At 55.8% G+C, this 26,680-nt stretch carries 27 protein-coding genes; 2 read left to right on the plus strand and 25 right to left on the minus strand.

Annotated features, from left to right (window positions below; all coding sequences use genetic code 11):
• The 8 genes from NST29_RS17340 to NST29_RS17375 all read right to left on the minus strand — a co-directional run bounded on the left by NST29_RS17340 (position 1) and on the right by NST29_RS17375 (position 6,668).
• A complete protein-coding gene (locus NST29_RS17340) occupies positions 1 to 222 on the minus strand; it encodes an AtpZ/AtpI family protein (RefSeq protein ID WP_033020500.1) in 222 nt (73 codons plus the stop codon).
• A 283-nt stretch (positions 223 to 505) separates the two neighbouring features.
• Positions 506 to 1,135: a uracil phosphoribosyltransferase gene (upp, locus tag NST29_RS17345; protein WP_033020503.1), complete on the minus strand. Its 630-nt coding sequence runs from the start codon at positions 1,133 to 1,135 to the stop codon at positions 506 to 508.
• A gap of 251 nt (positions 1,136 to 1,386) precedes the next feature.
• Complete coding sequence (gene glyA, locus NST29_RS17350) at positions 1,387 to 2,625, minus strand: serine hydroxymethyltransferase (protein ID WP_033020504.1); 1,239 nt, start codon at positions 2,623 to 2,625, stop codon at positions 1,387 to 1,389.
• An 88-nt stretch (positions 2,626 to 2,713) separates the two neighbouring features.
• Entirely contained in the window at positions 2,714 to 3,292 is a 579-nt protein-coding gene (locus NST29_RS17355) for a TIGR01440 family protein (RefSeq protein WP_339232517.1), read from the minus strand.
• 1 nt (position 3,293) lies between these two features.
• A complete protein-coding gene (rpiB, locus tag NST29_RS17360) occupies positions 3,294 to 3,746 on the minus strand; it encodes a ribose 5-phosphate isomerase B (protein WP_033020509.1) in 453 nt (150 codons plus the stop codon).
• A gap of 158 nt (positions 3,747 to 3,904) precedes the next feature.
• A complete protein-coding gene (locus NST29_RS17365) occupies positions 3,905 to 5,194 on the minus strand; it encodes a methyl-accepting chemotaxis protein (protein WP_033020511.1) in 1,290 nt (429 codons plus the stop codon).
• A 26-nt stretch (positions 5,195 to 5,220) separates the two neighbouring features.
• Complete coding sequence (locus NST29_RS17370) at positions 5,221 to 5,667, minus strand: low molecular weight protein arginine phosphatase (protein WP_033020513.1); 447 nt, start codon at positions 5,665 to 5,667, stop codon at positions 5,221 to 5,223.
• Positions 5,668 to 6,116: 449 nt separating this feature from the next.
• Entirely contained in the window at positions 6,117 to 6,668 is a 552-nt protein-coding gene (locus NST29_RS17375; RefSeq protein WP_033020515.1) for a manganese efflux pump MntP family protein, read from the minus strand.
• A gap of 107 nt (positions 6,669 to 6,775) precedes the next feature.
• Here NST29_RS17375 and NST29_RS17380 point away from each other — a divergent pair, with 107 nt between their 5' ends.
• Positions 6,776 to 6,991 carry a hypothetical protein gene (locus tag NST29_RS17380; RefSeq protein ID WP_033020518.1) on the plus strand — a complete coding sequence of 72 codons (216 nt, stop codon included), beginning with the start codon at positions 6,776 to 6,778 and terminating at the stop codon, positions 6,989 to 6,991.
• Between the two features lie 246 nt (positions 6,992 to 7,237).
• Here NST29_RS17380 and NST29_RS17385 read toward each other — a convergent pair whose 3' ends face one another.
• The 14 genes from NST29_RS17385 to NST29_RS17450 all read right to left on the minus strand — a co-directional run bounded on the left by NST29_RS17385 (position 7,238) and on the right by NST29_RS17450 (position 19,541).
• Positions 7,238 to 8,290 (minus strand): L-threonylcarbamoyladenylate synthase, encoded by a 1,053-nt coding sequence (locus NST29_RS17385; RefSeq protein WP_033020519.1) that lies wholly within the window; start codon positions 8,288 to 8,290, stop codon positions 7,238 to 7,240.
• Complete coding sequence (locus NST29_RS17390) at positions 8,287 to 8,502, minus strand: hypothetical protein (protein WP_339232518.1); 216 nt, start codon at positions 8,500 to 8,502, stop codon at positions 8,287 to 8,289. Before NST29_RS17390 ends, NST29_RS17385 begins: the two co-directional genes overlap by 4 nt.
• A 38-nt stretch (positions 8,503 to 8,540) precedes the next feature.
• Positions 8,541 to 9,338 carry a stage II sporulation protein R gene (gene spoIIR, locus NST29_RS17395; protein ID WP_033020538.1) on the minus strand — a complete coding sequence of 266 codons (798 nt, stop codon included), beginning with the start codon at positions 9,336 to 9,338 and terminating at the stop codon, positions 8,541 to 8,543.
• Between the two features lie 62 nt (positions 9,339 to 9,400).
• The gene (gene prmC / locus NST29_RS17400; RefSeq protein ID WP_033020523.1) at positions 9,401 to 10,267 is read right to left on the minus strand and encodes a peptide chain release factor N(5)-glutamine methyltransferase; all 867 of its coding nucleotides are present in this window, start codon (positions 10,265 to 10,267) and stop codon (positions 9,401 to 9,403) included.
• The gene (gene prfA, locus NST29_RS17405; protein ID WP_033020524.1) at positions 10,257 to 11,333 is read right to left on the minus strand and encodes a peptide chain release factor 1; all 1,077 of its coding nucleotides are present in this window, start codon (positions 11,331 to 11,333) and stop codon (positions 10,257 to 10,259) included. Before prfA ends, prmC begins: the two co-directional genes overlap by 11 nt.
• Before the next feature lie 94 nt (positions 11,334 to 11,427).
• Positions 11,428 to 11,868: a hypothetical protein gene (locus tag NST29_RS17410; protein WP_033020527.1), complete on the minus strand. Its 441-nt coding sequence runs from the start codon at positions 11,866 to 11,868 to the stop codon at positions 11,428 to 11,430.
• Between the two features lie 319 nt (positions 11,869 to 12,187).
• Positions 12,188 to 12,808 (minus strand): thymidine kinase, encoded by a 621-nt coding sequence (locus tag NST29_RS17415; RefSeq protein WP_033020528.1) that lies wholly within the window; start codon positions 12,806 to 12,808, stop codon positions 12,188 to 12,190.
• 129 nt (positions 12,809 to 12,937) lie between these two features.
• Positions 12,938 to 13,138 carry a 50S ribosomal protein L31 gene (gene rpmE / locus NST29_RS17420; protein ID WP_033020529.1) on the minus strand — a complete coding sequence of 67 codons (201 nt, stop codon included), beginning with the start codon at positions 13,136 to 13,138 and terminating at the stop codon, positions 12,938 to 12,940.
• 341 nt (positions 13,139 to 13,479) lie between these two features.
• Positions 13,480 to 14,754, minus strand: a complete 1,275-nt coding sequence (rho, locus tag NST29_RS17425; RefSeq protein ID WP_033020530.1) for a transcription termination factor Rho — start codon at positions 14,752 to 14,754, stop codon at positions 13,480 to 13,482.
• Positions 14,755 to 15,022: 268 nt separating this feature from the next.
• The gene (gene glpX, locus NST29_RS17430) at positions 15,023 to 15,985 is read right to left on the minus strand and encodes a class II fructose-bisphosphatase (protein WP_033020531.1); all 963 of its coding nucleotides are present in this window, start codon (positions 15,983 to 15,985) and stop codon (positions 15,023 to 15,025) included.
• 32 nt (positions 15,986 to 16,017) lie between these two features.
• Complete coding sequence (locus NST29_RS17435; RefSeq protein ID WP_033020533.1) at positions 16,018 to 17,304, minus strand: UDP-N-acetylglucosamine 1-carboxyvinyltransferase; 1,287 nt, start codon at positions 17,302 to 17,304, stop codon at positions 16,018 to 16,020.
• Between the two features lie 129 nt (positions 17,305 to 17,433).
• The gene (gene fsa, locus NST29_RS17440; RefSeq protein WP_033020535.1) at positions 17,434 to 18,075 is read right to left on the minus strand and encodes a fructose-6-phosphate aldolase; all 642 of its coding nucleotides are present in this window, start codon (positions 18,073 to 18,075) and stop codon (positions 17,434 to 17,436) included.
• Between the two features lie 81 nt (positions 18,076 to 18,156).
• On the minus strand, positions 18,157 to 19,020 hold the full coding sequence (locus tag NST29_RS17445) for a class II fructose-bisphosphate aldolase (protein ID WP_033021920.1): 864 nt from the start codon (positions 19,018 to 19,020) through the stop codon (positions 18,157 to 18,159).
• A gap of 158 nt (positions 19,021 to 19,178) precedes the next feature.
• Positions 19,179 to 19,541: a response regulator gene (locus NST29_RS17450; RefSeq protein ID WP_033021918.1), complete on the minus strand. Its 363-nt coding sequence runs from the start codon at positions 19,539 to 19,541 to the stop codon at positions 19,179 to 19,181.
• Positions 19,542 to 19,663: 122 nt separating this feature from the next.
• Here NST29_RS17450 and NST29_RS17455 point away from each other — a divergent pair, with 122 nt between their 5' ends.
• The gene (locus NST29_RS17455) at positions 19,664 to 20,185 is read left to right on the plus strand and encodes a DUF2529 domain-containing protein (RefSeq protein ID WP_033021913.1); all 522 of its coding nucleotides are present in this window, start codon (positions 19,664 to 19,666) and stop codon (positions 20,183 to 20,185) included.
• Positions 20,186 to 20,740: 555 nt separating this feature from the next.
• On the opposite strand, the gene NST29_RS17460 is transcribed toward NST29_RS17455, so the two are convergent.
• From NST29_RS17460 to icmF, 3 genes are all read right to left on the minus strand, one after another.
• On the minus strand, positions 20,741 to 22,336 hold the full coding sequence (locus tag NST29_RS17460; RefSeq protein ID WP_033021911.1) for a CTP synthase: 1,596 nt from the start codon (positions 22,334 to 22,336) through the stop codon (positions 20,741 to 20,743).
• A 159-nt stretch (positions 22,337 to 22,495) separates the two neighbouring features.
• Positions 22,496 to 23,053: a DNA-directed RNA polymerase subunit delta gene (gene rpoE / locus NST29_RS17465; RefSeq protein ID WP_033021910.1), complete on the minus strand. Its 558-nt coding sequence runs from the start codon at positions 23,051 to 23,053 to the stop codon at positions 22,496 to 22,498.
• Between the two features lie 358 nt (positions 23,054 to 23,411).
• Positions 23,412 to 26,672, minus strand: coding sequence for a fused isobutyryl-CoA mutase/GTPase IcmF (gene icmF, locus NST29_RS17470; protein ID WP_033021907.1), 3,261 nt, complete (start codon positions 26,670 to 26,672; stop codon positions 23,412 to 23,414).
• Between the last annotated feature and the right edge of the window lie 8 nt (positions 26,673 to 26,680).

Here is a 26,680-nt window from a genome sequence, read left to right on the forward strand (position 1 = left end):
TTACTCCTCAGAGAAATATTGGTTGATAAACCGCAGCATGGCATAAACACCAGCTGCAAGGCCAAGCAAGAGACCGGCGATCAGAAAGATCGGCTCCGTGCCTAACTTGCCATCGAGCCATCGGCCACCAAACACACCGATGACGACGCAACCAACCAATTGGGACACAATCGCCGACATCAACGCCATCGCTTGAAGGGGGTGACGCCGCTTTGGGGACATAGGTCTGCACACCCTTTAACTGCAACATGAAAACCTTCTCAATCTACCCCTTGTAAAGAATACAATACCGCTTGGTCAATGTCAATGTGTTCCCACATAAAACCTTGTTTCCACAGGGCAAATATTAATAATTTGTGACAATTTCTCATCTTTTTCTCACAATTGTCTTGTATAATGGTATATTTTATTTTTGGCCTCTTTGCGATGGTCGGATGATCGGGGAAAACGCTTACCGTTTCCACCGCGAACAAAGCCCCGCTCCGCGGCGGGGCGCTTAAGAGCCTTATTTCGTCCCGAACAGCCGGTCGCCGGCGTCGCCGAGGCCGGGAACGATATAACCGTGGTCGTTCAGCCGCTCGTCGAGGGCAGCGATGTAAATGTCGACGTCCGGATGCGCCGTTTCCACCGCGTTTACTCCTTCCGGCGCCGCGATTAGGCACATGAATTTAATGCTTTTCGCCCCCCGCTTCTTGAGCGCGTCGATCGCCGCCACTGCCGAACCGCCGGTTGCAAGCATTGGATCGACGATGATAAAATCGCGTTCTTCCACATCGCTTGGCAGCTTGACGTAATATTCCACCGGCTTGAGCGTTTCCGGATCGCGGTACAGACCGATATGGCCGACCTTCGCTGCGGGGATGAGCTTCAAGATGCCGTCCACCATGCCGATGCCGGCGCGCAAAATCGGGATGACGCCGAGTTTTTTGCCAGCGATCACCTTCGCTTTCGCCTTGCTGACGGGAGTTTCAATCTCCACTTCCTCAAGCGGAAGGTCGCGGGTAATTTCAAACGCCATCAACGTCGCCACTTCATCCACCAATTCGCGAAACTCTTTCGTCCCTGTATGTTTGTCGCGAATGTACGTGAGCTTGTGCTGAATGAGCGGATGGTCAAATACGTACACTTTTCCCATGGGTCATCTCCTCTTCCGTATGTATGCGGTACACTTCTATACATTCTACTGAAAAATCGGCGCCTGTTCAACTGGCGAAAGCGCTCGCCATCCGCGGCGCGGCAACGGTCGCGGAGCGCCGGTTTGCCTCGGTCGTTCACCGCTATCCGCACAAGAAAACGCCCGCGTCCCAACAGAGGGACACGGGTTGTGCACCGTCGTGCCCGCGGCCGGTCTTCGGAAACCGAGGGACCCGTCCGCGGCCTTCGCCGCTAGTCTTGGTAAAGCGGGAATTTTTCCGTCAGCACCGCCACGCGTTGGCGCGCTTCCTCAAGCGCCTGTTCGCTGTCGCTGTTTTTCAGGGCAAGCCCGATAATGGCGGCGATTTCATCCATCTCTTCCAAGCCGAAGCCGCGTGTGGTGACGGCGGCCGTGCCGATGCGGATGCCGCTCGTGACAAACGGGCTTTCCGGATCGTAAGGAATCGTGTTTTTGTTGACGGTAATCCCGACTTCATCGAGCACTTTTTCCGCCGTTTTCCCGGTCAGCTGCTGCGGGCGCAAGTCAACAAGCAACAAATGGTTGTCCGTGCCTCCGGAAATGAGAGTAAACCCTTCCTTCTGCAAAGCGGAAGCGAGCCGCTTGGCGTTTTCTACCACGCGTTTCGCATACACCTTAAAGTCATCCTGCAGCGCTTCACCAAGCGCGACGGCTTTGGCGGCAATCACATGCATGAGCGGGCCGCCTTGGATGCCGGGGAAAATCGCTTTGTCGATCTGTTTGGCGAACTGCTCTTGGCATAAAATCATTCCTCCGCGCGGGCCGCGCAGCGTTTTGTGGGTCGTCGTCGTCACAAAATGGGCGTACGGCACCGGATTCGGGTGAACACCTGCCGCAACAAGACCGGCAATATGAGCCATATCCACCATTAAATACGCACCGACTTCATCGGCAATCTCGCGGAACTTGGCAAAGTCGATGACGCGCGGGTAAGCGCTGGCGCCGGCGACAATCAACTTCGGCCGATGAAGACGCGCTTTCTCGCGCACATCGTCATAGTCGATGACATGCGTTTCCGGATCGACACCGTATTCGACAAAGTTGTACTGGATGCCGCTGAAATTGACCGGACTGCCATGGGTCAGATGGCCGCCGTGCGACAAGTTCATGCCAAGCACGGTGTCGCCGGGCTCGAGGACGGTGAAATAGACGGCCATGTTCGCCTGCGCTCCGGAGTGCGGCTGAACGTTCGCGTGCTCCGCCCCGAACAGCTGCTTCGCCCGCTCGCGCGCTAGCTCTTCAACGATGTCCACGTATTCACAACCGCCATAATAACGGCGGCCCGGATAGCCTTCGGCGTATTTGTTCGTCAGCACCGACCCTTGCGCTTCCATCACCGCGCGGCTGACGAAATTTTCGGACGCGATCAATTCGATTTTGGCGTGCTGCCGCTTCCGCTCCTGTTCGATGGCGGCGAATACTTGCGGATCTTGCTGTGGCAAGTGATTCATCACTAGCTCCCCCTTATGCGCAATGAATATTCGTTTTTATTTTATCAGCTTTCGCTCGGCAAATCCAAAGGAAAAGTGAATAAAAGATCTAAAAAGAACATGAATCGTTCGGATTTTCCAACGAGTAGACAGCCCGCGCGCCGCCGATCAGCTTCGGCCGCGTTTTCGCCAACGTCACGCACGCCGAACCGACATGCTTGATTGGCACCCGAACGGGAACCGCTACCGGCTTCAAATGCATGCCAATCAGCGTATGGCCGATGTCGATGCCAGCATCGGCGCGAATGGTCTCAACGACAACGGGATCGGCGAACTGCCGATAAGCGTAAGCCACCATCGCGCCGCCCGCCTTAGGGACCGGAACGACCGAGACGATCTCCAAGCCGTGCGTTTTGGCCGTTTCGCGCTCGACGACAAGGGCGCGGTTTAAATGTTCACAACATTGGAAAGCGAGGGCAATGCCGGTGTCGCGCCGCCATGCCTCCAGTTCGGCAAACAGCATAGCGGCGACGTCCATCGATCCCGCCGTTCCGATTCGTTCCCCCAACACCTCGCTTGTGCTGCAGCCAATGACTACGAGATCGCCGCGCCCAAGCGGCACCTGCTCGCGAAACGCCCGCAAAACCGCTTGCCATTGCCGCTGCCATTTGGCAAGCTGTGCCTCCACGCTATTTCCCTCCTTGATGGTCTTCATACTCAGCGATTTTACCGATCCGCCGCGCATGGCGCCCACCTTCAAATTCAGTCTCCAGCCACGCCTTGGCGATTTCGCGCGCCAAGCCGGGGCCGATGACGCGCTCACCCATCGCGAGGATGTTGCTGTCGTTATGCATGCGCGTCAATTTGGCGCTATATACATCATGACAAAGGGCGCAGCGCACGCCTTTCACTTTGTTCGCGGCGATCGTCATGCCGATACCTGTGCCACAAATTAAAATGCCGCGGTCAAACTCGCCGCGCGCTACCTTTTCAGCGACCGGAAGCGCGTAATCCGGGTAGTCGACAGACGTCTCACAGTCGCAGCCAAAATCTGTATACTCAATTCCCATTTCATCTAACAGCGTTTTAATTTCCTCACGGATGCGGATTCCGCCGTGATCGGAAGCAATGGCAACTTTCATCGTCGTTCTCCTTTCTGTTCATGGGATCGGCCGTCGCCGCGGGAATGGAAATGGCCGCCGTTTCCCGGACAGGCTTTTAGCGAAACCCTCCATTGCCAGCGATTAGGCGGCCAAAGACATCGGTTGTTTTCGTTCACGCACGTTGCTGCCAAGCATGCCTAACGAGCGCGGAACCGGGTGATCGCTTCGTGCAGCTGTTCCGCCTGTTCCACGAGCTCGCCTGCCAGTTGATGCACATCGCTGACCGCTGCGGTCTGCGCCTCAGTGGCCGCCGTCACTTCAAGCGCTCCGGCGGACGTCTCCTCGGCGATCGCCGCCACCTCTTGCGTCTGCGCCGCCACTCGCTCCATGTGGCTCATTTGGTTTTTCGCCAACTCAGCGATGTCATGAACGGCGCGGATCACTTCGCCGGCCGATGATGCCATAGCGGCGATCGCCTCATTCGTCTGTTTCCCTTTCGCCGCTTCGGCCGACGCCGCGGCGGCTTGCCCGTCCATTTGCACGACGACCCGGGCAACCTCGGTTTGGATCGTATTCACCAATTCGGCAATTTGTTTCACCGCCGCCGCGCTTTCATCAGCCAACTTGCGCACTTCCTCGGCGACAACGGCAAATCCCCGCCCGTGTTCGCCGGCGCGGGCCGCCTCGATGGACGCGTTGAGCGCCAGCAAGTTCGTCTGTTCGGCCATATCGGCGACAAGCAACGTAATGTGGCTGATTTGTTTCGCGTGTTTTTCAAGCTGCTTGACCGCTGCCCGCGACAGCTCTTGATCGTTGGCCAGCTGCTCAATGCCGCTGATGAGGGAATGGGTCTGCTCACGGCTCGCCTTGAGCGTCTCCGTCATCCCTTGCACGGATCGCTCCGCCCGTTCAGCGGTGTCTTTCACCTTCAAGGCAATGGCAAGCACGTCTTCAGCCGCCTCCGCCGCTTCTTGAACCGCCTCGGCCGATGCGGAAGCCCCTTTGGCAATCTCATCCATCGTCGCCGCAATCTCCCGAGCGCGGCCGGCCGCCGCTTCAGACGCCTGCTTCATTTCCGCCGTCTTTTCATTCGTCCGCGCCGCATGGGTTTCAATGTTGACGATGACGGCGCGCAAGTGATCAAGCATGCGGTTGAAGGCGACAGCGAGCGAGCGGATTTCATCGTTGGCCGAAGGCAGTGGCACGTCTTCTTCGATGCGCCCGCTCGCCGCTTTCACTGCGGCTTCCTCAAGCTGCTGCAGCGGTTTGGTGATCCAGCCGGCGGCAAAATAGGCGAGCGCTCCGGACCAAGCAATGCCGAGCGCTAAAATGACGATGGTGAACGCCCCTTTGTTGAAGGCGGAAAACCACCAGTCATACAACACATACAAATACAGAGCACTTGTCGAATAAGTGATAAGCGCCAACAGCGTCACAAATATGACGAGCTTCAAGCGCAAACTAAACCGGCGCTGCGTCTTCACCATCGTTCTCCCCCTTATCCATCGTCCTTTCACAGCTCTGTCCGCCATTTTTCCGCCAAGCGGTCAATGAGCGCCTCCAGCTCATCGCGCGCTGCCCGATACGCTTCGAGCGGCCCGCCGAACGGATCGGCGATGTCTCCGTCCGTTCCCGCCGCGAATTGCTTCAATGTAAACGTTTTGTCTTTCGCCTCTGGAAAACGTTGAATGATCATCTCCTTATGGCCGGATGTCATCGTCAGCACATGGGTCGCCCAATCAATGTGCTCTTTTTTCAGCAATGAAGAGCGGTGCTCCGCTTCAATGCCTTTTTCCCTCAACGCCATCTTCGCCTGATCGGACGCTTCGCTCCCTTCGGCGGCAAATACACCGGCTGACTTGACCTCGACGCCGGGCAGCCGCTTGTTGGCCAAAAGCGCCGCGGCCATCGGGCTCCGGCACGTGTTCCCTGTACAGACAAATAAAATGCGATACGACATGCCATCACCTCTTCCCCTTCCATCACTTATCATCAATATATCATAGGCAAAAGGGCAAAAAAAAGCAGGCAGTCCGTTTTTTCCCCGCCTGAGGTGAAAAACGCCCGCCCGAAAACCGGTGGGCAACGTTCCGTCGGGACGGCAAAATCGCGGTTGACAAGCGTCCCTCCTAGAAGGCTGGTGATTTAAGAGGGCAAGCCGCTGATCAAACCTGTTTCTCAAATGGATAAGCCTCGTCGCATCAGGAGCGCCTCTCAAACATTCCCCCACTGCTCAAGAGAAACAACCGTTTTTCACCAGCCTCCTAGGGGGCTGGTGATTTAATCGTGGATACCGCTTTACCATGTCATTTCTCAATTAGAAAAACCTTGTTACATCGGTCCTGCTTTTCCGCTCATTCTCCCATTGATGAAAGGAATCAGCGGTTTTTCACCGCCCTTCTAGGCCGGTCACCAGAACAACAGCTTGAACCCAAACGCCAGCAGAATGCTGCCGCCCAGCGCCTCGCTGTATGCGCCAAGCCATTGCTGAACGCGGCGACCGACAATCAGGCCCATCCACGTCAATCCCATGCTAAACAAGCCGAACAGGAAAATTGTTGCCATCGTCCGCGCCCCGAAAATGCCGAGGCTCAACCCGACCGAAAAACTGTCCAAACTGACGGTAAAAGCAAAAAAAAGCAGCCCTGCCCCGCGCGGAAACAGCGGTGAGCCGCCCTCGTGCCGAAACGAGGTGACAATCATTTGTCCGCCGAGCCATAACAGCAGCGCGCCTCCCGTATACGTCGCAAAGCTTCCTAATTCACGCGACAACAGGCGGCCGACGGCCATGCCGACAAGCGGCATGACAATGTGAAACAAGCCGACCGTCAGGCCGATGTAAAAGATTTGCCGAAGCCGAAGACGCAGCATCCCCATCCCCAAGGCGACCGAAAATGCGTCCATTCCCAGTGCGAACGCCATCATCGACAGCGCCATCATTTCTCCGACTAGCGCGCCCATGTTTCTCCCCTCCCGGACTGGCCTTACTGCTAGCATATGCGCGCGCAAAACGGTTTAGACATAGGGCGGGAGCTAAAAGGGACCTCCCCCAATGCCAGGAAGCTTTCATGCGGGCGTCATTCCGGTGCAGCAATCGCGCTAACGCCAAAAAACAAGGGCGCCTCACCAATGCGATGAAGCCCCCACGACCGTTTTCCTATATAGCGTCTCCCACCAGCAGCCTGTTTCTCATTCCGACTGCGTTGCTGCCCGACACGCGGCTTCCCGACGTCGTTGTCGCCGAAGCGGAACGCGAAACGGGAACCCCGCGCCTCATGATTTAAAAAATCGTTTTAGTCGTTCGAGTTTCGCCTTGATCTCCTCAAAAGCCGCGACTCGCTCGTTCCCCCCAAACTCGGCTGGTTGGAGAGGCGGAGCGCCAAGACGAACCGGCTTCCGCTTCACTCCGGTTGCTCATGGATGACACCTCTGTTCGAACGATCGATGTTCGCATGCACCCGTTGAACTTCACTCCTGTTGTTCATGGATGACCGGAAAATCCCGATGACTTTTTTGAAAGGAAATGAACTTCACTCGTGTTGTTCATGGATGACACGCCCCCCGGCAGCTTTGCGCAACCGGTTCATCAAGGCGACGCCGATTCCTTCTTCTGGAAACGCCTCGCTGTAAATCAGGTCCACATTCGCGTCATCAAACCGACGCAGCGCATCATATAATTGACGGGCGACCGTCTCAAGCGCCCGGCGCGTCCCGCACGAAATGACGATATCGGCCGCATACTGTCCGCGGTGTTCTTCGGTCGTCAACACCCCGACCGCTTTTCCTTCCGCCCGGCTTTCCTCAACGAGCCGCTGCAAAAACGCTGGCGAACCGGCAACGATCCAAAGCGGCGCTTTCGGTGCATAGTGCGTGTATTTCATCCCCGGCGCTTTCGGTGCCCCCGGCTCATGTTCTTGACCAGCCGCTTCAGCCACATGACCGATCACCTCCATGAGCGCTTCTTTCGTCACTCCGCCGGGGCGTAAAATCGTCGGCACTGTCTGGCTGCAGTCAAGCACCGTCGATTCGACGCCGATGCCGGTAGGTCCGCCGTCCATCACCCCGGCAATGCGCCCGTTTAAATCGGCGAGCACATGGGCCGCCGTCGTCGGGCTCGGCCGGCCGGAACGGTTGGCGCTCGGAGCGGCGAGCGCCAACCCGCTTTCCTCGATCAAGGCGAGCGCCAACGGATGCGCGGGCATGCGCACCGCCACAGTCGGAAGCCCGGCAGTCACGCGCTCGGACACGGCTCCTTTCCGTTTCGGCAACACGAGCGTGAGCGGGCCCGGCCAAAACCGCTCCATCAATGTCCTAGCCAGCGGCGGAATCGCCGCCACTACGGACTCCGCCTGCGCCATCGTCGCGACGTGAACGATGAGCGGATTGTCACTCGGCCGGCCTTTGGCGGCAAAAATTTTTTCCACCGCCTCCGTATTCGCTGCATCGGCCCCTAGTCCGTACACCGTTTCAGTCGGAAACGCGACAACCTCTCCTACTCGCAGCCACTCGGCCGCTTCCCGTATTTGTGGATAAGACTGTTGTTTATCAACAATATTATCCACAACCCAAACACGCGTTTTCAATCGGTTTCACCTTCTTCATCGCCGTCGTTCGTTTTGAAATCAAGCCGATTTTCGTTCCTTGCCAGATCCCCTTCCCGGCTTTTCGTAAAAGTTATACACAAAATGTGAATAAGTTTGTTGTTTTTGTGGATAACTATGTGGACAACTGCCATCAGCGTGCCCAACCTAACGCTGGCTAGGGTGGAGGCCACGGCCGCCGCAACGCTTTTCAAACGCTCTTCCCCTCTTCGCTCACCGGCCGTGACCGCTTTTACGGAACGAGGCGGTCGAACCATTCTTTGAAGAAAAATCTCACTTCGACCGGTTGCTCCGCCTCGGTTACAGCCAAGGAAGACTTTCGCTCCTCGCCATCATCGGTTTGAACGGAACCTGCGTCGCCGTTTGACCCAGCTTGACTCGCTCCCCCGGCCGCCTCCTTGGCTGAACTAACCGTTTCCCGTCCGCGCGGCTCCACCTTTTCTTCCCGAACCGTCTCATCCTCGCCGTTCGGCTGGCCCGGCCCGTGATTCGGCGTCTGGCTCGCCATCATCATAACGGCATCACCGTTGGAAAAATCAAGGAAGCAAAGCGGCGGAAACAGGACGCACCACCAGTTCGCCCCTTTTCCCTCCCCAAGGGTAATCAAGACCGCCTCGTACGTGCCGGCTGGGTATACGTAATCGCCATACACTTTCGTCGGAAAACGAACCGGCCGAAACTCCACTTTGTACGGCTGGTGGCTTCGTTCATCACGAAGGACGCGAGCGACGGTTTGTTCAATGTCCGGCAAATGGGAGCGAATGACGCGCTTCGCTTCGGCCAGCGATGTCAATTCGGCCACCCACCCGTTGATTTGCGCGTTGACCGCATCGCGCACTTTCCGTTTCAGCTCCTGGTCTTGCGCGGCATCGCTGTTCGCCAAAATGCGCAGGCGGATCGCGTCATTGGGAATGACGACCGCCGCGTTCGCCCCGGCGTTCGTCTGCTGGCCATACAGATGAACGAGCACACCTGTCGCTAATAGAATCATATATAAACATACGGCTATCGCATTTCCTTTTATCCGCATGATTGGCACCGTCCTTTCATCATTCATTGTGGACGGTGCCGCTTTGTTTTAAACCTATGAATCTAATTTTTTCTTGTCATATAAACCATTCGATCCTTGCCGTTCAAATCAAAGGCCACTTCGACCCGCGCCTCCGGAAACGCCGTCGCCAACAGGGCGGCCACCGCCTCCCCTTGCCCGGCGCCAATCTCAAAAGCCGCAAGCGCCGTTTCTTTCAACACCAATGGCAGCTCGCGGGCAAAGCGGCGGTAAAAATCCAAGCCGTCGCGGCCGCCGAAAAGGGCCGTGTGCGGTTCGTAGTCTCTCACCACCGGGGAAAGCATAGCGGCGTCCGTCTCGGCAATGTACGGCGGATTCGAAACGACCACATCGACGGTTCGCCCTTGTTCGATGAGCGGCTGCAACAAGTCGCCGCGCAAAAACGAAACGTTCGCCCCGAGCCGCCGGGCATTTTCCCCGGCAATGGCGAGCGCCGCTTCGGAAATATCGGTGGCGGTCACCGACAACGCCTTGTTCTCGAGCGCCAACGTCACCGCGATCGCTCCGCTTCCGGTACCAACATCGACGACATCGATCCGCTCGCGGCCGGCAAATAGGCGCGCCACGCGCTCAAGGACGCCAAGCACCAACTCTTCCGTTTCCGGGCGCGGAATGAGCACATGGCGGTTCACAAGGAACGGCCGTCCGTAAAACCGTTCGTGGCCGATCAAATATTGAACCGGTACATGGTCTACGGCATGGCGGCGCACATCGGCCGCGAACCGCTCGTACACCGCTTCCGCGACCGGCTCGCGCCAACGGGCGAACAGCCCGGCCCGATCGGTGCGCAAATGGTGGCACAATAGCCACTCCGCCGCCCGCTCCTCTTTTCCGTAGGCGCGCAAAAAAGAAGAAGCCCAAGCGAGGACTTCATGCACGTTACGACGCATCGTTCGCTTGCTCCAATTTTTTCGCTTGGTCATCCAAAATAAGAGCCTCAATGATTTCATCCAAATGCCCATCGAGCACTTGGTCGAGCTTTTGGATCGTCAGCCCGATGCGATGGTCGGTAACGCGGTTTTGCGGAAAGTTGTACGTGCGGATGCGCTCGGAACGGTCGCCGGTGCCGACCGCTTGCTTGCGCGTTTGGTCGTATTCAGCGCGCGCTTCTTGCTGGTATTTGTCATAAATGCGGGCGCGCAACACTTTCATCGCTTTTTCTTTGTTTTTGATTTGCGATTTTTCGTCTTGGCACGTGACGACAATGCCGGTCGGAATATGGGTGAGGCGCACGGCCGACATCGTCGTGTTGACGCTTTGCCCGCCGGGTCCGCTGGAGGCAAACGTGTCGACGCGAATGTCTTTTTCGTTGATTTCGACTTCGATGTCTTCCATCTCCGGCAGGCAGGCGACCGTTGCCGTTGACGTATGGATGCGCCCGCCTGATTCCGTTTCCGGGACGCGCTGGACGCGATGGGCGCCGTTTTCAAACTTCAGCTTGGAATACACCCCTTTGCCGTTGATCATAAAAATGATTTCTTTATAGCCGCCGAGGCCGGTCGGGCTCGCTTCGATCACTTCCGTCTTCCACCCTTGCGATTCCGCATAGCGCGTATACATCCGGTACAAGTCGCCGGCAAACAGCGCCGCCTCTTCGCCACCGGCGGCGGCGCGGATTTCCATGATGACGTTTTTCTCATCGTTCGGGTCTTTCGGCAAAAGCAGTACTTTCAGCTTGTCAACGAGCGCCTCTTCCCGTTCTTCGAGCTCAGCAATTTCCTCTTTCACCATCTCGCGCAGCTCGGGTTCCAGCTTTTCTTCGAGCATCGCTTTCGCTTCCAAGAGCTGCTCGCGAACCGACTTGTATTCCCGGTATGTTTGCACCGTTTCCTCCAAATCGGCTTGTTCTTTCGAATAATCGCGCAACTTTTTCGGATCGTTGATGACGTCGGGGTCCATCAGCAGCTCATTCAATTTTTCGTACCGTTGTTCGACAGCTTCCAACCGGTCAAACACATGATTCACCTCTGTTTTTGCACACAGTCTAATTTTAGATTATACCACGAAACGCGGCCAAACAAAAACCCCCGCCTTCGGCAAGCGGGAGCTGTCAGTTGACGCGGACGATGATTTCGTATGTTGGAATCGCTTTGGTCAACAGCTGGTCAATGCGGCGCGCTTCGTGCTGTCGCTCTTTAGCGGACAGCGTATCCGGCGCATCGACCGTTACATACAGATTGCTGCCATGAAACCAAATGGAATCGACGCGGTCATCGGTATGACGTTCAATCAGTTGCACCGCCTTGCGCAGATCGGCGCGCTGGTTTTCGCTTCCTTCCGTTAAACTAATGAAATTCGGGTTTTGCCGCGTTTTCTCCGGGTCGTCAAAATGGTTGTACAAGTCGCGATCCGCGTCGATGTTCGGCCGCTCCTCCGTCATGAGGCGCGCGCCGTTTTTGTCCTCGCTTTGCTGGCGATACGACGGATGATCCGGACGCAGCGAACAAGCGGAAAGAAGCAAAGCACATCCTAACAGCCCAATGCGTTTCATTGATTTCGCCTCCTTGCTGTTAGGATGTCCATGACCGACGGCAATATTTCTTCCATCATTCGCCTGCTTGTTCACCGGCAGACAGCCAAGGCGCGTCGGCCGCTTTTGCCGCGATCTGCGCCCGCTATGGTCCCGGCATGTGCCGGTTTGACAGCACCGCTTCGTTTCCCGTGAAAATGCCGAACTGACGCGGATTTTCATGCTTGGGTGGAGGGCAAATCACACTGCTCATGAAACTTTTCCACGAAAATGCTGAACTGACGCCGATTTTCATCCCCGAGTGGAGGGCAGACCGCTCTGCCCATGAAACTTTTCCGTCTCACTCACCGGCATGCTCAGCCAAGGAGTGGGGGCGTTTGGGCGGTTTGCCCGGCACTTCATGGTGATGGCGGCAGCGCGGCTCATACGCTTCGCTGGCGCCGACAAGAATGACGGGATCATCATAAGAGGCCGGGACACCGTTAATCAACCGCTGCGTCCGGCTGGCCGGGGAGCCGCAGACGGTGCATACTGCCTGCAATTTCGTCACCGATTCCGCGATCGCCATCAGCGTCGGCACCGGCCCGAACGGCTCGCCGCGGAAATCTTGGTCGAGCCCAGCGGCGATGACGCGATACCCGCGGTCGGCGAGCGTTTGCACGACATCGATGATGTCATCGGAAAAAAATTGCACTTCGTCAATGGCGACCACATCGGTCGCGGCGGTAATGTAGCGGAACATTTCCTCCGGCGTCGCGACCGGAATGGCGATCACCGAATTGCCGTTGTGCGAAACGACCGCATCATCGCTGTAACGGTTGTCCATCGTTGGCTTGAATACTTTCACTTCCTGCCTGGCGAACTGGGCGCGGCGAACGCGGCGAATCAATTCTTCCGACTTGCCGGAGAACATGCTGCCGCAAATGACTTCCAGCCAGCCGGACTGTGTCATCACATACATGGAGGCCTCTCCTTTCACACCACACTATCATCTAGACGGGCGCCGAAGCAAACGCGAGCAACAAGCGCCGGCATCCGTTCTCACGAAAAAGCAGGCAAGTGTCCGCTTGCCTGCTTTCGCTCGTCCTTGTTATTGAAGGCCGTATTTTTTATTGAATTTGTCCACGCGGCCCGCGGCGGTGACGAATTTTTGTTTGCCCGTGAAGAACGGATGGCACTCCGAGCAAATCTCCACGCGCAGTTCGTCTTTGACCGAACCGCTTTCGAATTCGTTGCCGCATGCGCAGCGGACGATGACTTTTTTGTACGCTGGATGGATCCCTTGTTTCATCGTTTTCATCTCCTTCCGCCCTGGATCTCGTCGAAACAGAGTGATTCATTCGTGGGGCGCTTCCGCCTAGCCGGGGAAGCGCTGCGTTCAGAACGGCCGGAGCGCATCCACAGACGCCCGCGGCCGACAAAGACCGTTTTACGTACAACCTTGTGATGGCCCAATCGAAACACACATGACAAGATTATAACAGCTTTTCTGAGGTTTTGCAACGGGCAAATCCCGACAAATACAGGAAACCCCGCTGAGCCGCGGCGGCAACGGAGCGAGGCGAAACGCGCCGGCGCCAACCAAGAGCCAGACCTCGTCCTGACCGCGCCGCCCGCTTGTGTTGGGCCTCCTTAAATGCGGAGTGGACCTCCGTTTTTCCACTCTTGATCGAGCAAGGCGAAAAACTCTTCGTTGGACTTTGTGCGGCGCAGCTTGTTCAAAAACCGCTCAATAAAGTCCGGCGAATCAGCCATCGTTTTGCGGATCGCCCACAATTTGTCCAAATGCTCTTTCGGAATGAGCAGCTCCTCTTTGCGCGTTCCCGAGCGGCGAATGTCGATCGCCGGGAAAATGCGGCGCTCGGCGAGCGACCGATCGAGGTGCAGCTCCATGTTGCCGGTGCCTTTAAACTCTTCGTAAATGACATCGTCCATGCGCGATCCGGTGTCGATGAGAGCCGTTGCCAAAATCGTGAGGCTGCCGCCTTCCTCAATGTTGCGCGCCGCGCCGAAAAACCGCTTCGGCCGGTGAAACGCCGCCGGATCAATCCCGCCCGACAGCGTGCGGCCGCTCGGCGGAATGACGAGGTTGTACGCCCGGGCGAGGCGCGTGATGCTGTCCATCAAAATCACGACATCGCGCTTATGTTCGACTAGCCGCATCGCCCGCTCCAAAACGAGCTCCGCCACGCGGATATGGTTTTCCGGCACTTCGTCAAACGTCGAGCTAACCACTTCGCCTTGCACCGACCGCTCAATGTCGGTCACCTCTTCCGGCCGTTCATCAATGAGGAGAACGATGAGTTCGACATCCGGATGATTGGTCGTGATGCTGTTGGCAATTTCCTTTAGCAGCATCGTTTTCCCAGCTTTGGGCGGCGCGACGATCAATCCGCGCTGGCCAAAACCGACCGGGGCGATCAAATCAATGATGCGGGTCGACAGCTTGTCCGGGGTCGTCTCCAATTTCATTTGCCGGTTTGGATATAACGGGGTCAGCGCCGGAAAGTGAACGCGTTCCTTGGCGATCTCTGGATCCTCGCCGTTGACCGCCTCGACGTGAAGCAAGCCGAAGTAGCGCTCATTTTCCTTTGGTGGTCGCACTTTTCCAGACACTTTATCCCCGTTGCGCAAATCAAAACGGCGAATCTGGGAAGCGGAAATGTAAATGTCTTCCGAGCTCGGGGAATAACCGACAGGCCGCAAAAAGCCAAACCCTTCGGACGGTATGATTTCGAGAACGCCTTCCATGAAAGAGAGGCCGTCTTGTTCGGCACGCGCTTTCAAAATGGCAAAAATAAGCTCTTTTTTCGTCAACTTGCTATAGTATGATATTTTGTACTGTTTGGCGAGCTCATACAGCTCTTTTAATTTCATGTTTTCTAAGGCCGCTAACGTTAGTTCCATCTCGACACCACGCTTTGCAAAGTTTCCTATTCTCCCATCGTGCGCATTCGGATATATCGATCATCAATTTCCACGGGCGAAGGGATCATTCGTTTCGAAGATAATGAAGGCTGAATAAAAGGAAAGTAGAATGGCAGAGCTTATTTTTGCACAGGCAACACGACTATTTTACCCCTTTTTCTCCCTTTTAATCAATCTTTTTTTGTTTTTTTCGGCGGGGCGCGGCGCGAGGGGCCGGCGCCGCCGTCAAGCCGAGATGGAAGGCAGGTCACTTAATGACCAAATTCGGCTTTTTCTTCAAGCTATGCCGCCCTTCGATGAAGCGAACGGTGCCCGACTTGGCGCGCATGACGACCGAGTGGGTGAGGCCGTATGCTCCCTTCAGCTGCACGCCGCGCAGCAGTTCCCCGTCGGTGACACCGGTGGCGGCAAAAATCGCGTCGTCCCCTTTCACGAGGTCGTCCATGCGCAGCACTTTGTTGACGTCGATCCCCATTTGTTTGCACCGCTCAAGTTCGGCATCATTTTGCGGCAGCAGTTTCCCTTGCAGCTCGCCGCCAAGGCATTTCAGCGCGACGGCCGCAAGCACCCCTTCCGGCGCGCCGCCGGAGCCGAACAAAATATCGACGCCGGTATGGTCAAACGCCGTATTGATGGCAGCAGCGACGTCACCGTCATTGATGAGCTTGATGCGGGCGCCGGCCTCGCGCAGCTCGTGGATGAGACGCTCGTGGCGCGGGCGATTGAGAACAACGGCAACGACGTCTTCAATGTCTTTATTTTTCGCTTTCGCTACTGCTTTTAAATTGTCAATGATCGGCGCTTCGATGTCGATCATCCCGACCGCTTCCGGGCCGACCGCGATTTTTTCCATGTACATGTCCGGGGCGTGAAGCAGATGACCGTGATCAGCGACGGCGACGACCGCCAAGGCGTTCCATCCCCCTGAGGCGACGATGTTTGTCCCTTCCAATGGGTCAACCGCGACATCAACACGCGGACCGTAGCCGTTGCCAAGTTTTTCCCCGATGTACAACATCGGCGCCTCGTCCATTTCTCCTTCCCCGATGACGACCGTCCCTTTCATCGGCACGGTGTCAAATACGTCGCGCATGGCCGATGTCGCCGCCTCGTCGGCTTCATTTTTTTTCCCGCGCCCCATCCAGCGAGCGGCGGCCAGCGCCGCCGCCTCGGTGACGCGCACGAGTTCCATTGACAAGCTTCGCTCCATCGTTGTTCTCCCCTTCCCCTTTGCCCTTGGTGTTACGCGTTTTTCACTTGTTCCACTTCTTCATCAGTCATTTTTTCGCGCCAAATGACAGCGCCGATGTCGGACAGTTTTTCCACCAAGCCGCTGTAGCCGCGGTCGATATGCTCAACGCCAGTGATTTCCGTCATCCCCTCCGCCATCATCCCGGCGATGACAAGCGCTGCCCCGGCGCGCAAATCGCTCGCTTTCACCTTTGCCCCTTGCAGCTTGACCGGGCCGGTGACAATGGCCGAGCGGCCTTCGACTTTGACGTTGGCGTTCATGCGCCGCAACTCGTCGATATGCTTGAAGCGGGCGCTGTAAATCGTATCGGTGACGACGCTTGTCCCGTTCGCCTTTGTCAGCAATGCGGTAAACGGCTGCTGCAAATCGGTCGGAAACCCTGGATAGACGAGCGTCTTGACGTCAACCGCTTTCAAAACCTCGGTGCCGGCGACCAAAATCTGATCTTCGCCCGTCTCGACGCGCACGCCCATTTCGCGCAATTTCGCCGTCAGCGACTCAACGTGCTGAGGGATGACGTTATCAACGATGACCTCGCCGCCAGTGGCCGCAGCGGCAATCATATACGTTCCGGCTTCGATCCGGTCCGGAATGATGGCGTGTCGGCAGCCCGATAATTTTTCGACGCCGTCAATGCGAATGACATCGGTGCCGGCTCCTTTGATTTTCGCGCCCATGTTCGACAGCAATGTCGCCACATCGATGATTTCCGGCTCTTTCGCCGCATTTTCAATGATCGTCCGCCCTTTGGCGCGCACCGCCGCCAGCATGATGTTGATCGTTGCCCCGACGCTGACGACGTCCAAAAAAATGCGGGCCCCGCGCAGCTCCTCGGCGCGCAAATAAATCGCGCCCTGCTCGTTCGTCACCGTGGCGCCGAGCGCCTCAAACCCTTTAATATGTTGATCGATCGGGCGCGGTCCAAGGTGGCAGCCGCCCGGCAAGCCGACGACCGCTTTTTTGAAGCGGCCGAGCATCGCTCCCATCAAATAGTACGAGGCGCGCAGTTTTTTTACTTTCCCGTTGGGGAGCGGCATGGACACCATATCCGTCGGGTCGATGACCGCCTCTTTGCCGTCAAATGAAAACGCCCCGCCGATTTCTTCGATTAAGCTTCCTAAAATGCGCACATCGGAAATATCCGGCAATCCCTCGATCGTCACCGGCGACTCGGCCAAAATCGCGGCCGGAATCAAGGCGACGGCGCTGTTTTTTGCGCCGCTCACTTTGATCGTCCCGCGCAGCCGCTCCCCGCCGATGATTTTGATTTTATCCATCGTCGTCTCCCTTCTTTGCACAGAAGTTGGCTTCCTTTGCAGGCCGAGAATGCGGCGCGGCGGGCCGAACGCCCAGCGCAAGGCAAAAAAGGCGGGCCCGCTTCACCGGGAAAACGAATGGCTTTCCTGTTATTGTTTCCGATTCCAGTCGGCAAGAAACTTCTCGATCCCTTGATCGGTCAGCGGATGGTGGAACAGCTGCATCAGCACTTTGTACGGCACGGTGGCGATATGCGCTCCGCGCAGCGCGGCCTCTGTCACATGGTGCGGATGGCGAATCGAAGCGGCGATGATCTCCGTCTCAATGCCGTGAATGTTGAAAATGTCAGCGATGGTGGAAATGAGCTCCAAGCCGTTGTGGCCGATGTCGTCGAGGCGACCGAGAAACGGCGAGACGTAGGTGGCGCCAGCGCGCGCAGCCAGCAGTGCTTGGTTGGCGGTAAACACGAGCGTAACGTTCGTTTTGATGCCTTTTTCGCTGAATGTTTTCACCGCCTTTAGCCCTTCCGGCGTCATCGGCACTTTAATCGTGATGTTCGGGGCGATTTTGGCCAACTCCTCGCCCTCTTCGATCATGCCGGCCGCATCGGTCGAGATGACTTCGGCGCTGACCGAACCGGAAACGATCGATGTAATTTCGCGGAGCCGCTCGTGGAATGACACGTTTTCCTTTGCCACAAGGCTCGGATTGGTCGTCACCCCAGCCAAAATCCCGAGTTCATGAGCATGTTTAATTTCTTCCAAATTGGCCGTATCAATGAAAAATTTCATGGCGGACCCTCCTTCGTTCATGATGAGACGGAAACAAGCAGGCCAGTCCAAGCGGCGGGCGAACCCGCCGGTCGGACAAGGTTATTGCGCCGCTTTGCCAGACGAGCCGAACTCGCGCATTTTGCCAATGACCGTCGCTTTGATGGCATCGCGGCCCGGACCGATGATTTTGCGCGGGTCGTAAACGTTCGGGTCGCTAGCGAGCAGCTCGCGGACGACTTTCGTGAACGCCATTTGGTTTTCGGTATTGACGTTGATTTTCGATGTACCAAGGGAAATGGCGCGCTGAATTTGTTCGGTCGGAATGCCGGTGCCGCCGTGGAGCACGAGCGGGACGCCGGTCAGGTCGCGGATTTGTTCCATTTCGGCAAATCCGAGCTTCGGTTCCCCTTTGTACGGGCCATGCACCGAGCCGAGAGCCGGAGCGAGACAGTCGATGCCCGTCCGTTTGACAAGCTCTTCACATTCTTTCGGGTCGGCGTAAATAATCCCTTCGCCGACGACATCATCTTCCTGCCCGCCGACGATGCCGAGCTCGGCTTCAACCGACACGCCGCGCGCATGGGCATATTCGACGACTTGCGAGGTGATGCGGACGTTTTCCTCAAACGGATGATGAGAGGCGTCAATCATGACCGAGGTGAATCCAGCGTCGATGGCTGCTTTGCATTTTTCAAAACTCGAGCCATGGTCTAGGTGAATGGCGACCGGAACTGTGATGTTCATGTCTTCCATCAAGCCTTTCACCATGTTGACAACCGTTTTAAACCCGCTCATGTAGCGGGCCGCTCCTTCGGAAACGCCGAGAATGACCGGCGATTTTTCTTCTTCGGCCGCCGCTAGAATGGCTTGCGTCCATTCCAAGTTGTTAATGTTGAACTGGCCGACCGCGTATTTGCCGCGCAGCGCGTCGTTGAGCATCTCCTTCATTGATACTAACGGCATGGTTCTATCCTCCTTCGCTGATCATCGCCCTTGCCACCTAAGCGGAACGTGAACCGGCAGGCGCAAAGGGCATCTACGTTATAAGCATACCAACTTGCCGGCAAAACAGCAACATTTCCATTCGGAGCCCGGCAGCTGGCAGCCCGCGAAGCCTCTCTTTACAGCGCCAAGCATTTTTTGACCGCCGCGCGCAAATCATCGATGTCAAACGGCTTGGCAAAATGCATCAGCGCTCCGAGCTCTTTCGTTTCTTGAATCATATCCAGCTCGCCATAGGCGGTCATGATGATCACTTTCATATCAGGGTCGATGTCTTTGAGCCGCTTTAAAATCTCAATGCCATCCATGCCGGGAATTTTCATGTCCAAAAGCACTAAATCGGGGCGATGCTTGCGAGCGATTTCGAGCGCCTGCATGCCGTTGGCGGCCTGATAGGTCGCATATCCTTCCCGCTGAAACACTTCGTTTAACAAAATGCGGATGCCGTATTGGTCATCAACAATTAAGATTTTGCTTTCCACCGCTATGCACCTCTATTCTTTTGTTCTTTCTATTAATCTTTCGCATTTCCCGAACGTATTTCCTGCCTGCTTTTCTTGACATTTGCATGTTTTGTATAATAACGGCGAAAGGAGGCCGAACAATGAAAATTTTGACGACCCAAACGATCGGACTGCTGCAAAAAATCGCGGCTGACGAGGAACCGGCCATCGAAGACGGGGCGCGTCTGCTCGCCCAGGCCGCTATCGGCGATGGACGCATTTGGCTGTATGGCAGCGGTGAACTCGATGCGGTCGCCGCCACCGCGCTTCTTGGCCCTGATCCGTTGCCGAAAGCCAAACGGATGGAACCGACGGCAACCAGTGATTGGCGGGAAACGGATCGCGCGCTTCTCTTCGCTCGCTTTTCCAATGATTGTGAGGCCATTCGCCTCGTCGAACAGCTGCAGGCACACGGCGTCGATGCAGTGGCCGTCGCGGCGCTCGTCAAGGATGACCCCGGACTGGCCGATATAGCTACCGTCTTTATCGACAGCAAACTTTCCCGTCCGCTCGTGCCGACCGAAGACGGCCGCCGCATCGGCATGCCGACGATCATCACCGCTTCCTTCGTCTACTACGGGCTGCGCGTGTTGCTCGATGAAATTTTATCGGAATATGAATAACGCTCGCCATCCAAAATGAGCGCTCTCCCGTCGGCTGAAGGAAAAAGGAAGAAAAGCCGCACCTAAGCGGATGGGGAAAAATGGTTGTTTCTTTTGAGCAATGGGGGATCGTTTGAAAGGTGATCCTGATGCGACGAGGCTTTTCTATTTGAAAAACGGGCTTGATAAGCGGCTGGCTCCCTTAAATCACCGACCTCTAAAAGGTTGGTGATTTAAGGAAAAATACTGCTGAGTTCCACCCATTTCTCAATGAGAGAAACCTCACAGAATCAGCTTTCTTTTTGGAATGAGAATGCCCCCAATTGGTGTGACAGCGGTTTTTCACCGGCCTTCTAAGAGGCTGGGGAAAAACCGCTCATTCCCTTCAGCAACGGGAGAATGAGTGAAAAACAGAACCGGTGCAACAAAGTTTTTCGACTGGAGAAATGACATGGTAAAGCTGTATCCACGATGCAATCACCAGCTTCCTCAGTCAACGGGCATCGTGCTAAAAAAAGAAAGGGAGCTGAACCCAAAAAGGCCGTTCGGTGGCTTTTTGGGACAGCTCCGTTTTCGTCATTGTTTCAGCGACGCTCTGACAAACTCGCGGAACAGCGGCTGCGGCCGCGTCGGGCGCGAGGTGAACTCCGGGTGAAACTGCGCAGCGACGAACCAAGGATGGTCTTTCAGCTCGATCACCTCGACCAACCGGCCGTCCGGGCTCGTGCCGGAGAAAACAAACCCGTGCTCTTCCATGATCGAACGGTATTGATTATTGAACTCATACCGATGGCGATGGCGCTCGTAAACGACCTTGTCGCCGTAAGCCGCATAAGCAAGCGTACCTTCCTGCAGCTTGCATGGATACAAGCCGAGCCGGAGCGTGCCGCCCATGTCCTCGACATCTTTTTGTTCCGGAAGCAAGTCGATGATCGGATGCGGCGTGTTGGCATCAAATTCGGAGGAATGAGCGCCGGAGAGGCCGACGACATTCCGGGCAAATTCGATCGACGCGAGCTGCATTCCTAAGCAAATGCCGAAAAACGGCACGCGCTGCTCGCGGGCGTAGCGAATCGCCTCCATTTTCCCTTCAACCCCGCGATCGCCAAACCCACCCGGAACTAAAATGCCGTCCGCTTCTTTCAACAGATCGGCCACATTGTCCCGCGTCACATGCTCGGCATTGATCCACTGAATATCGATGTCGGTGTCAAACGCATACCCCGCATGACGGAGCGCCTCAACAACCGAAATATAGGCGTCCGGAAGCTCGACGTATTTGCCGACGAGGGCGATTTTCGTCGTTTTCGATAAGTTGCGCACTTTCTCCACGAGCGCTTTCCATTCGGTCATGTCCGCTTCACGGCAGTTGAGGCGCAAATGTTCGCACACGATTTGGTCGAGCTTTTGCTCCTGCAGCATGAGCGGCACCGCATACAGCGTGTCGGCATCGCGCGCTTCAATGACCGCTTTTGGATCGATGTCGCAAAAGAGGGCGATTTTGTCTTTCATTTCTTGCGGCATCGGCATTTCCGTGCGCACGACGATGACGTTCGGCTGGATGCCGAGGCTGCGCAATTCTTTGACGCTATGCTGCGTCGGCTTCGTTTTCATTTCCCCGGCCGCCTTGATGTACGGCACGAGCGTGCAGTGGATGTACATGACGTTTTCGCGGCCGACGTCGCTTTTGATCTGGCGAATCGCCTCTAAAAACGGGAGCGATTCGATGTCGCCGACCGTGCCGCCGATTTCCGTAATGACGACATCCGCGTTCGTTTCTCGTCCGGCACGGAAAACGCGTTCTTTGATCTCGTTGGTAATGTGCGGAATGACTTGCACCGTGCCGCCTAGGTAGTCGCCGCGCCGCTCTTTGCGGATGACGGCGGAATAAATTTTCCCGGTCGTGACGTTGCTATATTTGTTCAAATTAATATCGATAAACCGTTCATAATGCCCTAAATCCAAGTCTGTCTCCGCACCGTCGTCGGTGACGAACACCTCACCGTGCTGGTACGGGCTCATCGTCCCTGGGTCGACGTTGATGTACGGGTCAAACTTTTGGATCGTCACGTTCAGGCCGCGGTTTTTCAACAGCCGCCCGAGCGATGCCGCCGTGATCCCTTTTCCGAGCGAGGAAACGACGCCGCCGGTCACAAAAATGTACTTCGTCATTTTGTCTTCCCCCTTGCCGAAATTACCATGACAGTTTCAGTGTTTGCGAAAGCTGCAAATAAAAAACGCTCCGCTTACATCCGTAAGGGAGCGATCCATCCGTGCGTTTTCAAGAGCCCAACACACATTGTACCGGCTTCGTCCGGCAAAGTCAAGCGATTATTCGTCTTCTTCTGTCTCTTCGAGATCGAGCTCTTCATCGAGCGGCTCATCGTCGAGCTCAAACTCTTCGTCGCCGAGAATGTCATCGTCAAACCCGACATCTTCATCAAGGTCAAACTCTTCATCCTCGAGCAGCTCATCCTCATCGAGCTCCAGCTCTTCGTCCTCGTATTCATCCAAATCGTCGTAATCGAGAACTTCTTCGTCAAGCAACCCATCGTAGTCATCGTATTCATCACCAAGCGCTTTTTTCTTCTTCTTCGGCTTGACGATCGTCACTGTCTCGTCCTCCGTCTGATCGAACGGATACCATGCGCGCAGTCCCCAAGCGTTCTCCCCGACGCAAATAAACCGTCCGTCGATATTTAAATCCGTATAATATTGGGCAAGCCGCTCCGCCATCTCTTCCTCTGATCGGCCGACCAACGCCGCCACCTCGCGGACGAGCTGATCGAATGGCAGCGCCTCCCGCTTGTCAAGCAAAATGAGGTTCGCCAATTCGACGAACGACATTTCCTGCAATTCCTCTGGCGAGTATTGCTGCTGCAGGCTCAAATTCAGCACTCCCCTTCTATATAATAAAACCAATGAATGCAAGTGTGGAATACATACCATTCATTATAAACAAATTGTCGGGGTTTATGCTACCCATTTGCCGAAAAAAGCGAAAGAGGGCCACCGTGCGGCGAGGGCGGCCCTCCTTCTGACATATTCGTTGCGTCCGCGTCTGTTTGGTCACACCGCTTCGCTTTTTCCTTACGAATCTCATTCGTCTTGGCCCCATCCGCGTTCTGCCCGTTTCGCTCCCGGCCGGTACGCCAACAGCTGCTGCCGATCGTTCTAAGACCTAAAGTGCAACGGGTCGTGATCGAGGGCGCCCAACGAAAGCGGAACACGGTGAAACGCGCTGGAATTACATATTCCGTCGATATTGTCCGCCGACTTCGTACAAGGCGCGGGTGATTTGTCCAAGGCTGGCGACTTTCACCGTTTCCATCAATTCCTCGAAAATGTTGCCGCCGCTCACGGCCACTTGTTTTAAGCGCTCGAGCGCTGGGCCGGCTTTGTCTTTGTTCCGCTCTTGGAATTCGCGCAAGTTGCGGATTTGCGTCTCTTTTTCTTCATACGTCGCCCGGGCGAGCTGGATGTTGTTCAGCTCCTCTTCCGACGGCGGATTCGGGTTCAAGAACGTGTTGACGCCGATGATCGGCAGTTCGCCGCTATGTTTCTTCGTTTCATAGTAAAGGGATTCGTCTTGGATTTTGCCGCGCTGATACTGCATTTCCATCGCTCCGAGCACGCCGCCGCGGTCGTTGAGCCGTTCAAACTCTTGCAACACCGCCTCTTCGACCAAGTCGGTGAGCTCCTCAATAATGAATGAGCCTTGCAGCGGGTTTTCGTTTTTCGCTAAGCCGAATTCTTTCGTGATAATGAGTTGGATCGCCATCGCCCGACGGACCGACTCTTCGGTCGGTGTGGTGATCGCTTCATCATAGGCGTTCGTATGCAGCGAGTTGCAGTTGTCATAAATCGCCAACAGCGCCTGCAAGGTCGTGCGAATGTCGTTGAAGTCAATCTCCTGCGCGTGCAGCGAACGGCCGGACGTTTGGATATGGTATTTCAATTTTTGGCTTCGTTCATTCGCCCCGTATTTGTCGCGCATCGCAACCGCCCAAATGCGGCGCGCCACGCGGCCGATGACCGAGTATTCCGGATCAAGGCCGTTGCTGAAGAAAAATGACAAGTTCGGCGCGAAATCGTCAATGTGCATGCCGCGGCTCAAGTAATACTCGACGTACGTAAAGCCGTTGGCAAGCGTAAACGCCAGCTGCGTGATCGGGTTCGCCCCCGCCTCGGCGATATGGTAGCCGGAAATCGACACCGAGTAATAGTTGCGGACGCGGTGCTGAATGAAATATTCTTGAATGTCGCCCATCATCTTCAAGGCAAAGTCGGTGGAAAAAATGCACGTGTTTTGCCCTTGATCTTCCTTCAAAATATCGGCTTGCACCGTGCCGCGCACCGTTTGCAGCGTCCATTCCTTCACTTGTTCGTACTCCTCTGGCGTAAGCGGGCGGCCGAGCTCGGCTTCTTTTTTCTCGACTTGCTGGTCGATCGCCGTATTCATAAACATCGCCAGCAAAATCGGAGCCGGGCCGTTGATCGTCATCGATACCGAGGTAAGCGGATCGCACAAATCAAACCCTTTGTACAGTTTTTTCATATCATCAAGCGTACAGACACTGACGCCGCTTTCCCCGACTTTGCCGAAAATGTCCGGCCGGTAGTCCGGGTCTTCGCCGTAGAGCGTCACCGAGTCAAACGCCGTGCTGAGCCGCTTCGCCTTGTCTTCTTTGCACAAGTAATGGAAGCGGCGGTTCGTGCGCTCCGGCGTCCCTTCGCCGGCAAATTGCCGTTTCGGATCTTCGCCTTGGCGCTTGAACGGAAAGACGCCGGCCGTGTACGGAAACGAACCCGGGACGTTTTCTTTATACACCCAGCGCAAAATTTCCCCGTAGTCTTTGAATTTCGGCAAGACGACTTTCGGAATGTCCAAGCCGGACAACGTTTTCGTCGTCAGTTCGGTGACAATTTCTTTGTCGCGCACTTTCGTGACAAATTGTTTGGCCGCATATTTCGCTTTCGTTTCTTCCCACGTCGCCAAAATGTGTTTCGATTCCGGCGTCAACTTGGCCTCATAATCGGCTTTCAGCGCCTCGAGCGGGCGGATGACGTCTTCCGCTTCGCCCCGTTCTTTCGCCGCTTCGATGGCCCCTTCCACTTGAAACAGGCGTCTTGCCACTTCGACTTGCTGCTCGGCGCGACGGTGGTACGAGCGGACCGTCTCCGCGATTTCACGCAAATAGTAGCGGCGTTCGTTCGGAATGATGACATTATGCTTTTCGACGTTGGCGACCGTTTTCATGCTGGTCTTCCAGTTCGTCTCTGTTTTCCGGTTAATCGTGTCAATGAGCGCGACAAAGAGCGTATTCGTGCCCGGATCGTTAAACTGGCTGGCGATCGTGCCGTACACCGGCATTTCCGAAACGTCGCGGTCAAACAGTTGATGGCTGCGCTGATATTGCTTTTGCACTTGCCGTTTTGCATCTTCCGACCCTTTGCGCTCAAACTTGTTAACGACGATCAAATCCGCATAATCGATCATGTCGATTTTCTCCAACTGCGTCGGGGCGCCGAACTCGCTTGTCATGACGTACATCGACACGTCGCACACGTCGGTAATGGCGGCGTCGCCTTGGCCGATCCCGCTCGTTTCAATGATGACAAGATCAAATCCGGCCGCTTTGACGACGGAAATCGCATCGCGAATCGCCGGCGACAGCTCAGAACGAGACCGACGAGTAGCTAGGCTGCGCATATAAACGCGCGGCGAGTTGATCGCATTCATCCGGATGCGGTCGCCCAACAGCGCCCCGCCCGTTTTTTGCTTCGTCGGATCGACGGATAAGATCGCGATTTTGATAGCGGGGATTTCATTTAAAAAACGGCGGACGAGCTCATCGGTGAGCGAGCTTTTCCCCGCCCCGCCCGTGCCGGTAATGCCGAGCACAGGGACGCGCTTTTCCATGGTTTTGACTTGCGCTAAGGCCGCTTCCGCCGCCGCAGCCGCTTCGCTGTGATCCGCCTCAGCGCGATATTCGCACAGCGTAATCAGCCGGGCGACCGCCTGCACATCGCCGGACGGGAGCCGCTCGAGTTCATCAGTCAGCGCTGTCACGGTCGGAAAGTCGCATCCTTCCAGTATAAGGTTAACCATGCCTTGCAAACCGAGGTTCCTGCCATCTTCCGGCGAAAAAATATGAGCAATCCCGTACTCATGCAATTCTTTGATTTCACGTGGAATGATGACGCCGCCTCCACCACCGTAAATGCGAATATGAGGGGCACCTTTTTCTTGCAGCAAATCATACATATACTTAAAAAATTCCATATGACCACCTTGGTATGAGGAAACAGCAATCCCTTGGACATCTTCCTGAATGGCTGCGTTAACAATTTCCTCGACGGAGCGATTGTGGCCTAAATGAATGACTTCAGCTCCGCTCGCCTGCAAAAGTCGACGCATAATATTGATGGTAGCATCATGACCGTCAAACAAACTTGATGCTGTCACCAAACGAACGGAATGTTTTAAACGATAAATGTGCGCCATCGTCTCTC

Origin of the sequence: Geobacillus sp. FSL W8-0026 (assembly GCF_037966255.1) — a bacterium.
Taxonomy (GTDB): Bacteria; Bacillota; Bacilli; order Bacillales; family Anoxybacillaceae; genus Geobacillus; species Geobacillus icigianus.

Bases quoted from the DNA above. Each gene is read 5' to 3' on its own strand.
- NST29_RS17370 (WP_033020513.1), bottom strand. From the start codon at position 5,667: ATGTCGTATCGCATTTTATTTGTCTGTACAGGGAACACGTGCCGGAGC.
- NST29_RS17435 (WP_033020533.1), bottom strand. From the start codon at position 17,304: ATGGATAAAATCAAAATCATCGGCGGGGAGCGGCTGCGCGGGACGATC.
- NST29_RS17380 (WP_033020518.1), top strand. From the start codon at position 6,776: ATGCGGGCGTCATTCCGGTGCAGCAATCGCGCTAACGCCAAAAAACAA.
- icmF (WP_033021907.1), bottom strand. From the start codon at position 26,672: ATGGCGCACATTTATCGTTTAAAACATTCCGTTCGTTTGGTGACAGCA.
- rpiB (WP_033020509.1), bottom strand. From the start codon at position 3,746: ATGAAAGTTGCCATTGCTTCCGATCACGGCGGAATCCGCATCCGTGAG.
- NST29_RS17415 (WP_033020528.1), bottom strand. From the start codon at position 12,808: ATGTATGTGATGACACAGTCCGGCTGGCTGGAAGTCATTTGCGGCAGC.
- rpmE (WP_033020529.1), bottom strand. From the start codon at position 13,138: ATGAAACAAGGGATCCATCCAGCGTACAAAAAAGTCATCGTCCGCTGC.
- glyA (WP_033020504.1), bottom strand. From the start codon at position 2,625: ATGAATCACTTGCCACAGCAAGATCCGCAAGTATTCGCCGCCATCGAA.
- NST29_RS17410 (WP_033020527.1), bottom strand. From the start codon at position 11,868: ATGAAACGCATTGGGCTGTTAGGATGTGCTTTGCTTCTTTCCGCTTGT.
- rho (WP_033020530.1), bottom strand. From the start codon at position 14,754: ATGGAACTAACGTTAGCGGCCTTAGAAAACATGAAATTAAAAGAGCTG.
- upp (WP_033020503.1), bottom strand. From the start codon at position 1,135: ATGGGAAAAGTGTACGTATTTGACCATCCGCTCATTCAGCACAAGCTC.
- NST29_RS17375 (WP_033020515.1), bottom strand. From the start codon at position 6,668: ATGGGCGCGCTAGTCGGAGAAATGATGGCGCTGTCGATGATGGCGTTC.
- NST29_RS17455 (WP_033021913.1), top strand. From the start codon at position 19,664: ATGAAAATTTTGACGACCCAAACGATCGGACTGCTGCAAAAAATCGCG.
- NST29_RS17340 (WP_033020500.1), bottom strand. From the start codon at position 222: ATGTCCCCAAAGCGGCGTCACCCCCTTCAAGCGATGGCGTTGATGTCG.
- glpX (WP_033020531.1), bottom strand. From the start codon at position 15,985: ATGGAGCGAAGCTTGTCAATGGAACTCGTGCGCGTCACCGAGGCGGCG.
- NST29_RS17365 (WP_033020511.1), bottom strand. From the start codon at position 5,194: ATGGTGAAGACGCAGCGCCGGTTTAGTTTGCGCTTGAAGCTCGTCATA.
- fsa (WP_033020535.1), bottom strand. From the start codon at position 18,075: ATGAAATTTTTCATTGATACGGCCAATTTGGAAGAAATTAAACATGCT.
- NST29_RS17460 (WP_033021911.1), bottom strand. From the start codon at position 22,336: ATGACGAAGTACATTTTTGTGACCGGCGGCGTCGTTTCCTCGCTCGGA.
- NST29_RS17445 (WP_033021920.1), bottom strand. From the start codon at position 19,020: ATGCCGTTAGTATCAATGAAGGAGATGCTCAACGACGCGCTGCGCGGC.
- prmC (WP_033020523.1), bottom strand. From the start codon at position 10,267: ATGCGTCGTAACGTGCATGAAGTCCTCGCTTGGGCTTCTTCTTTTTTG.
- spoIIR (WP_033020538.1), bottom strand. From the start codon at position 9,338: ATGCGGATAAAAGGAAATGCGATAGCCGTATGTTTATATATGATTCTA.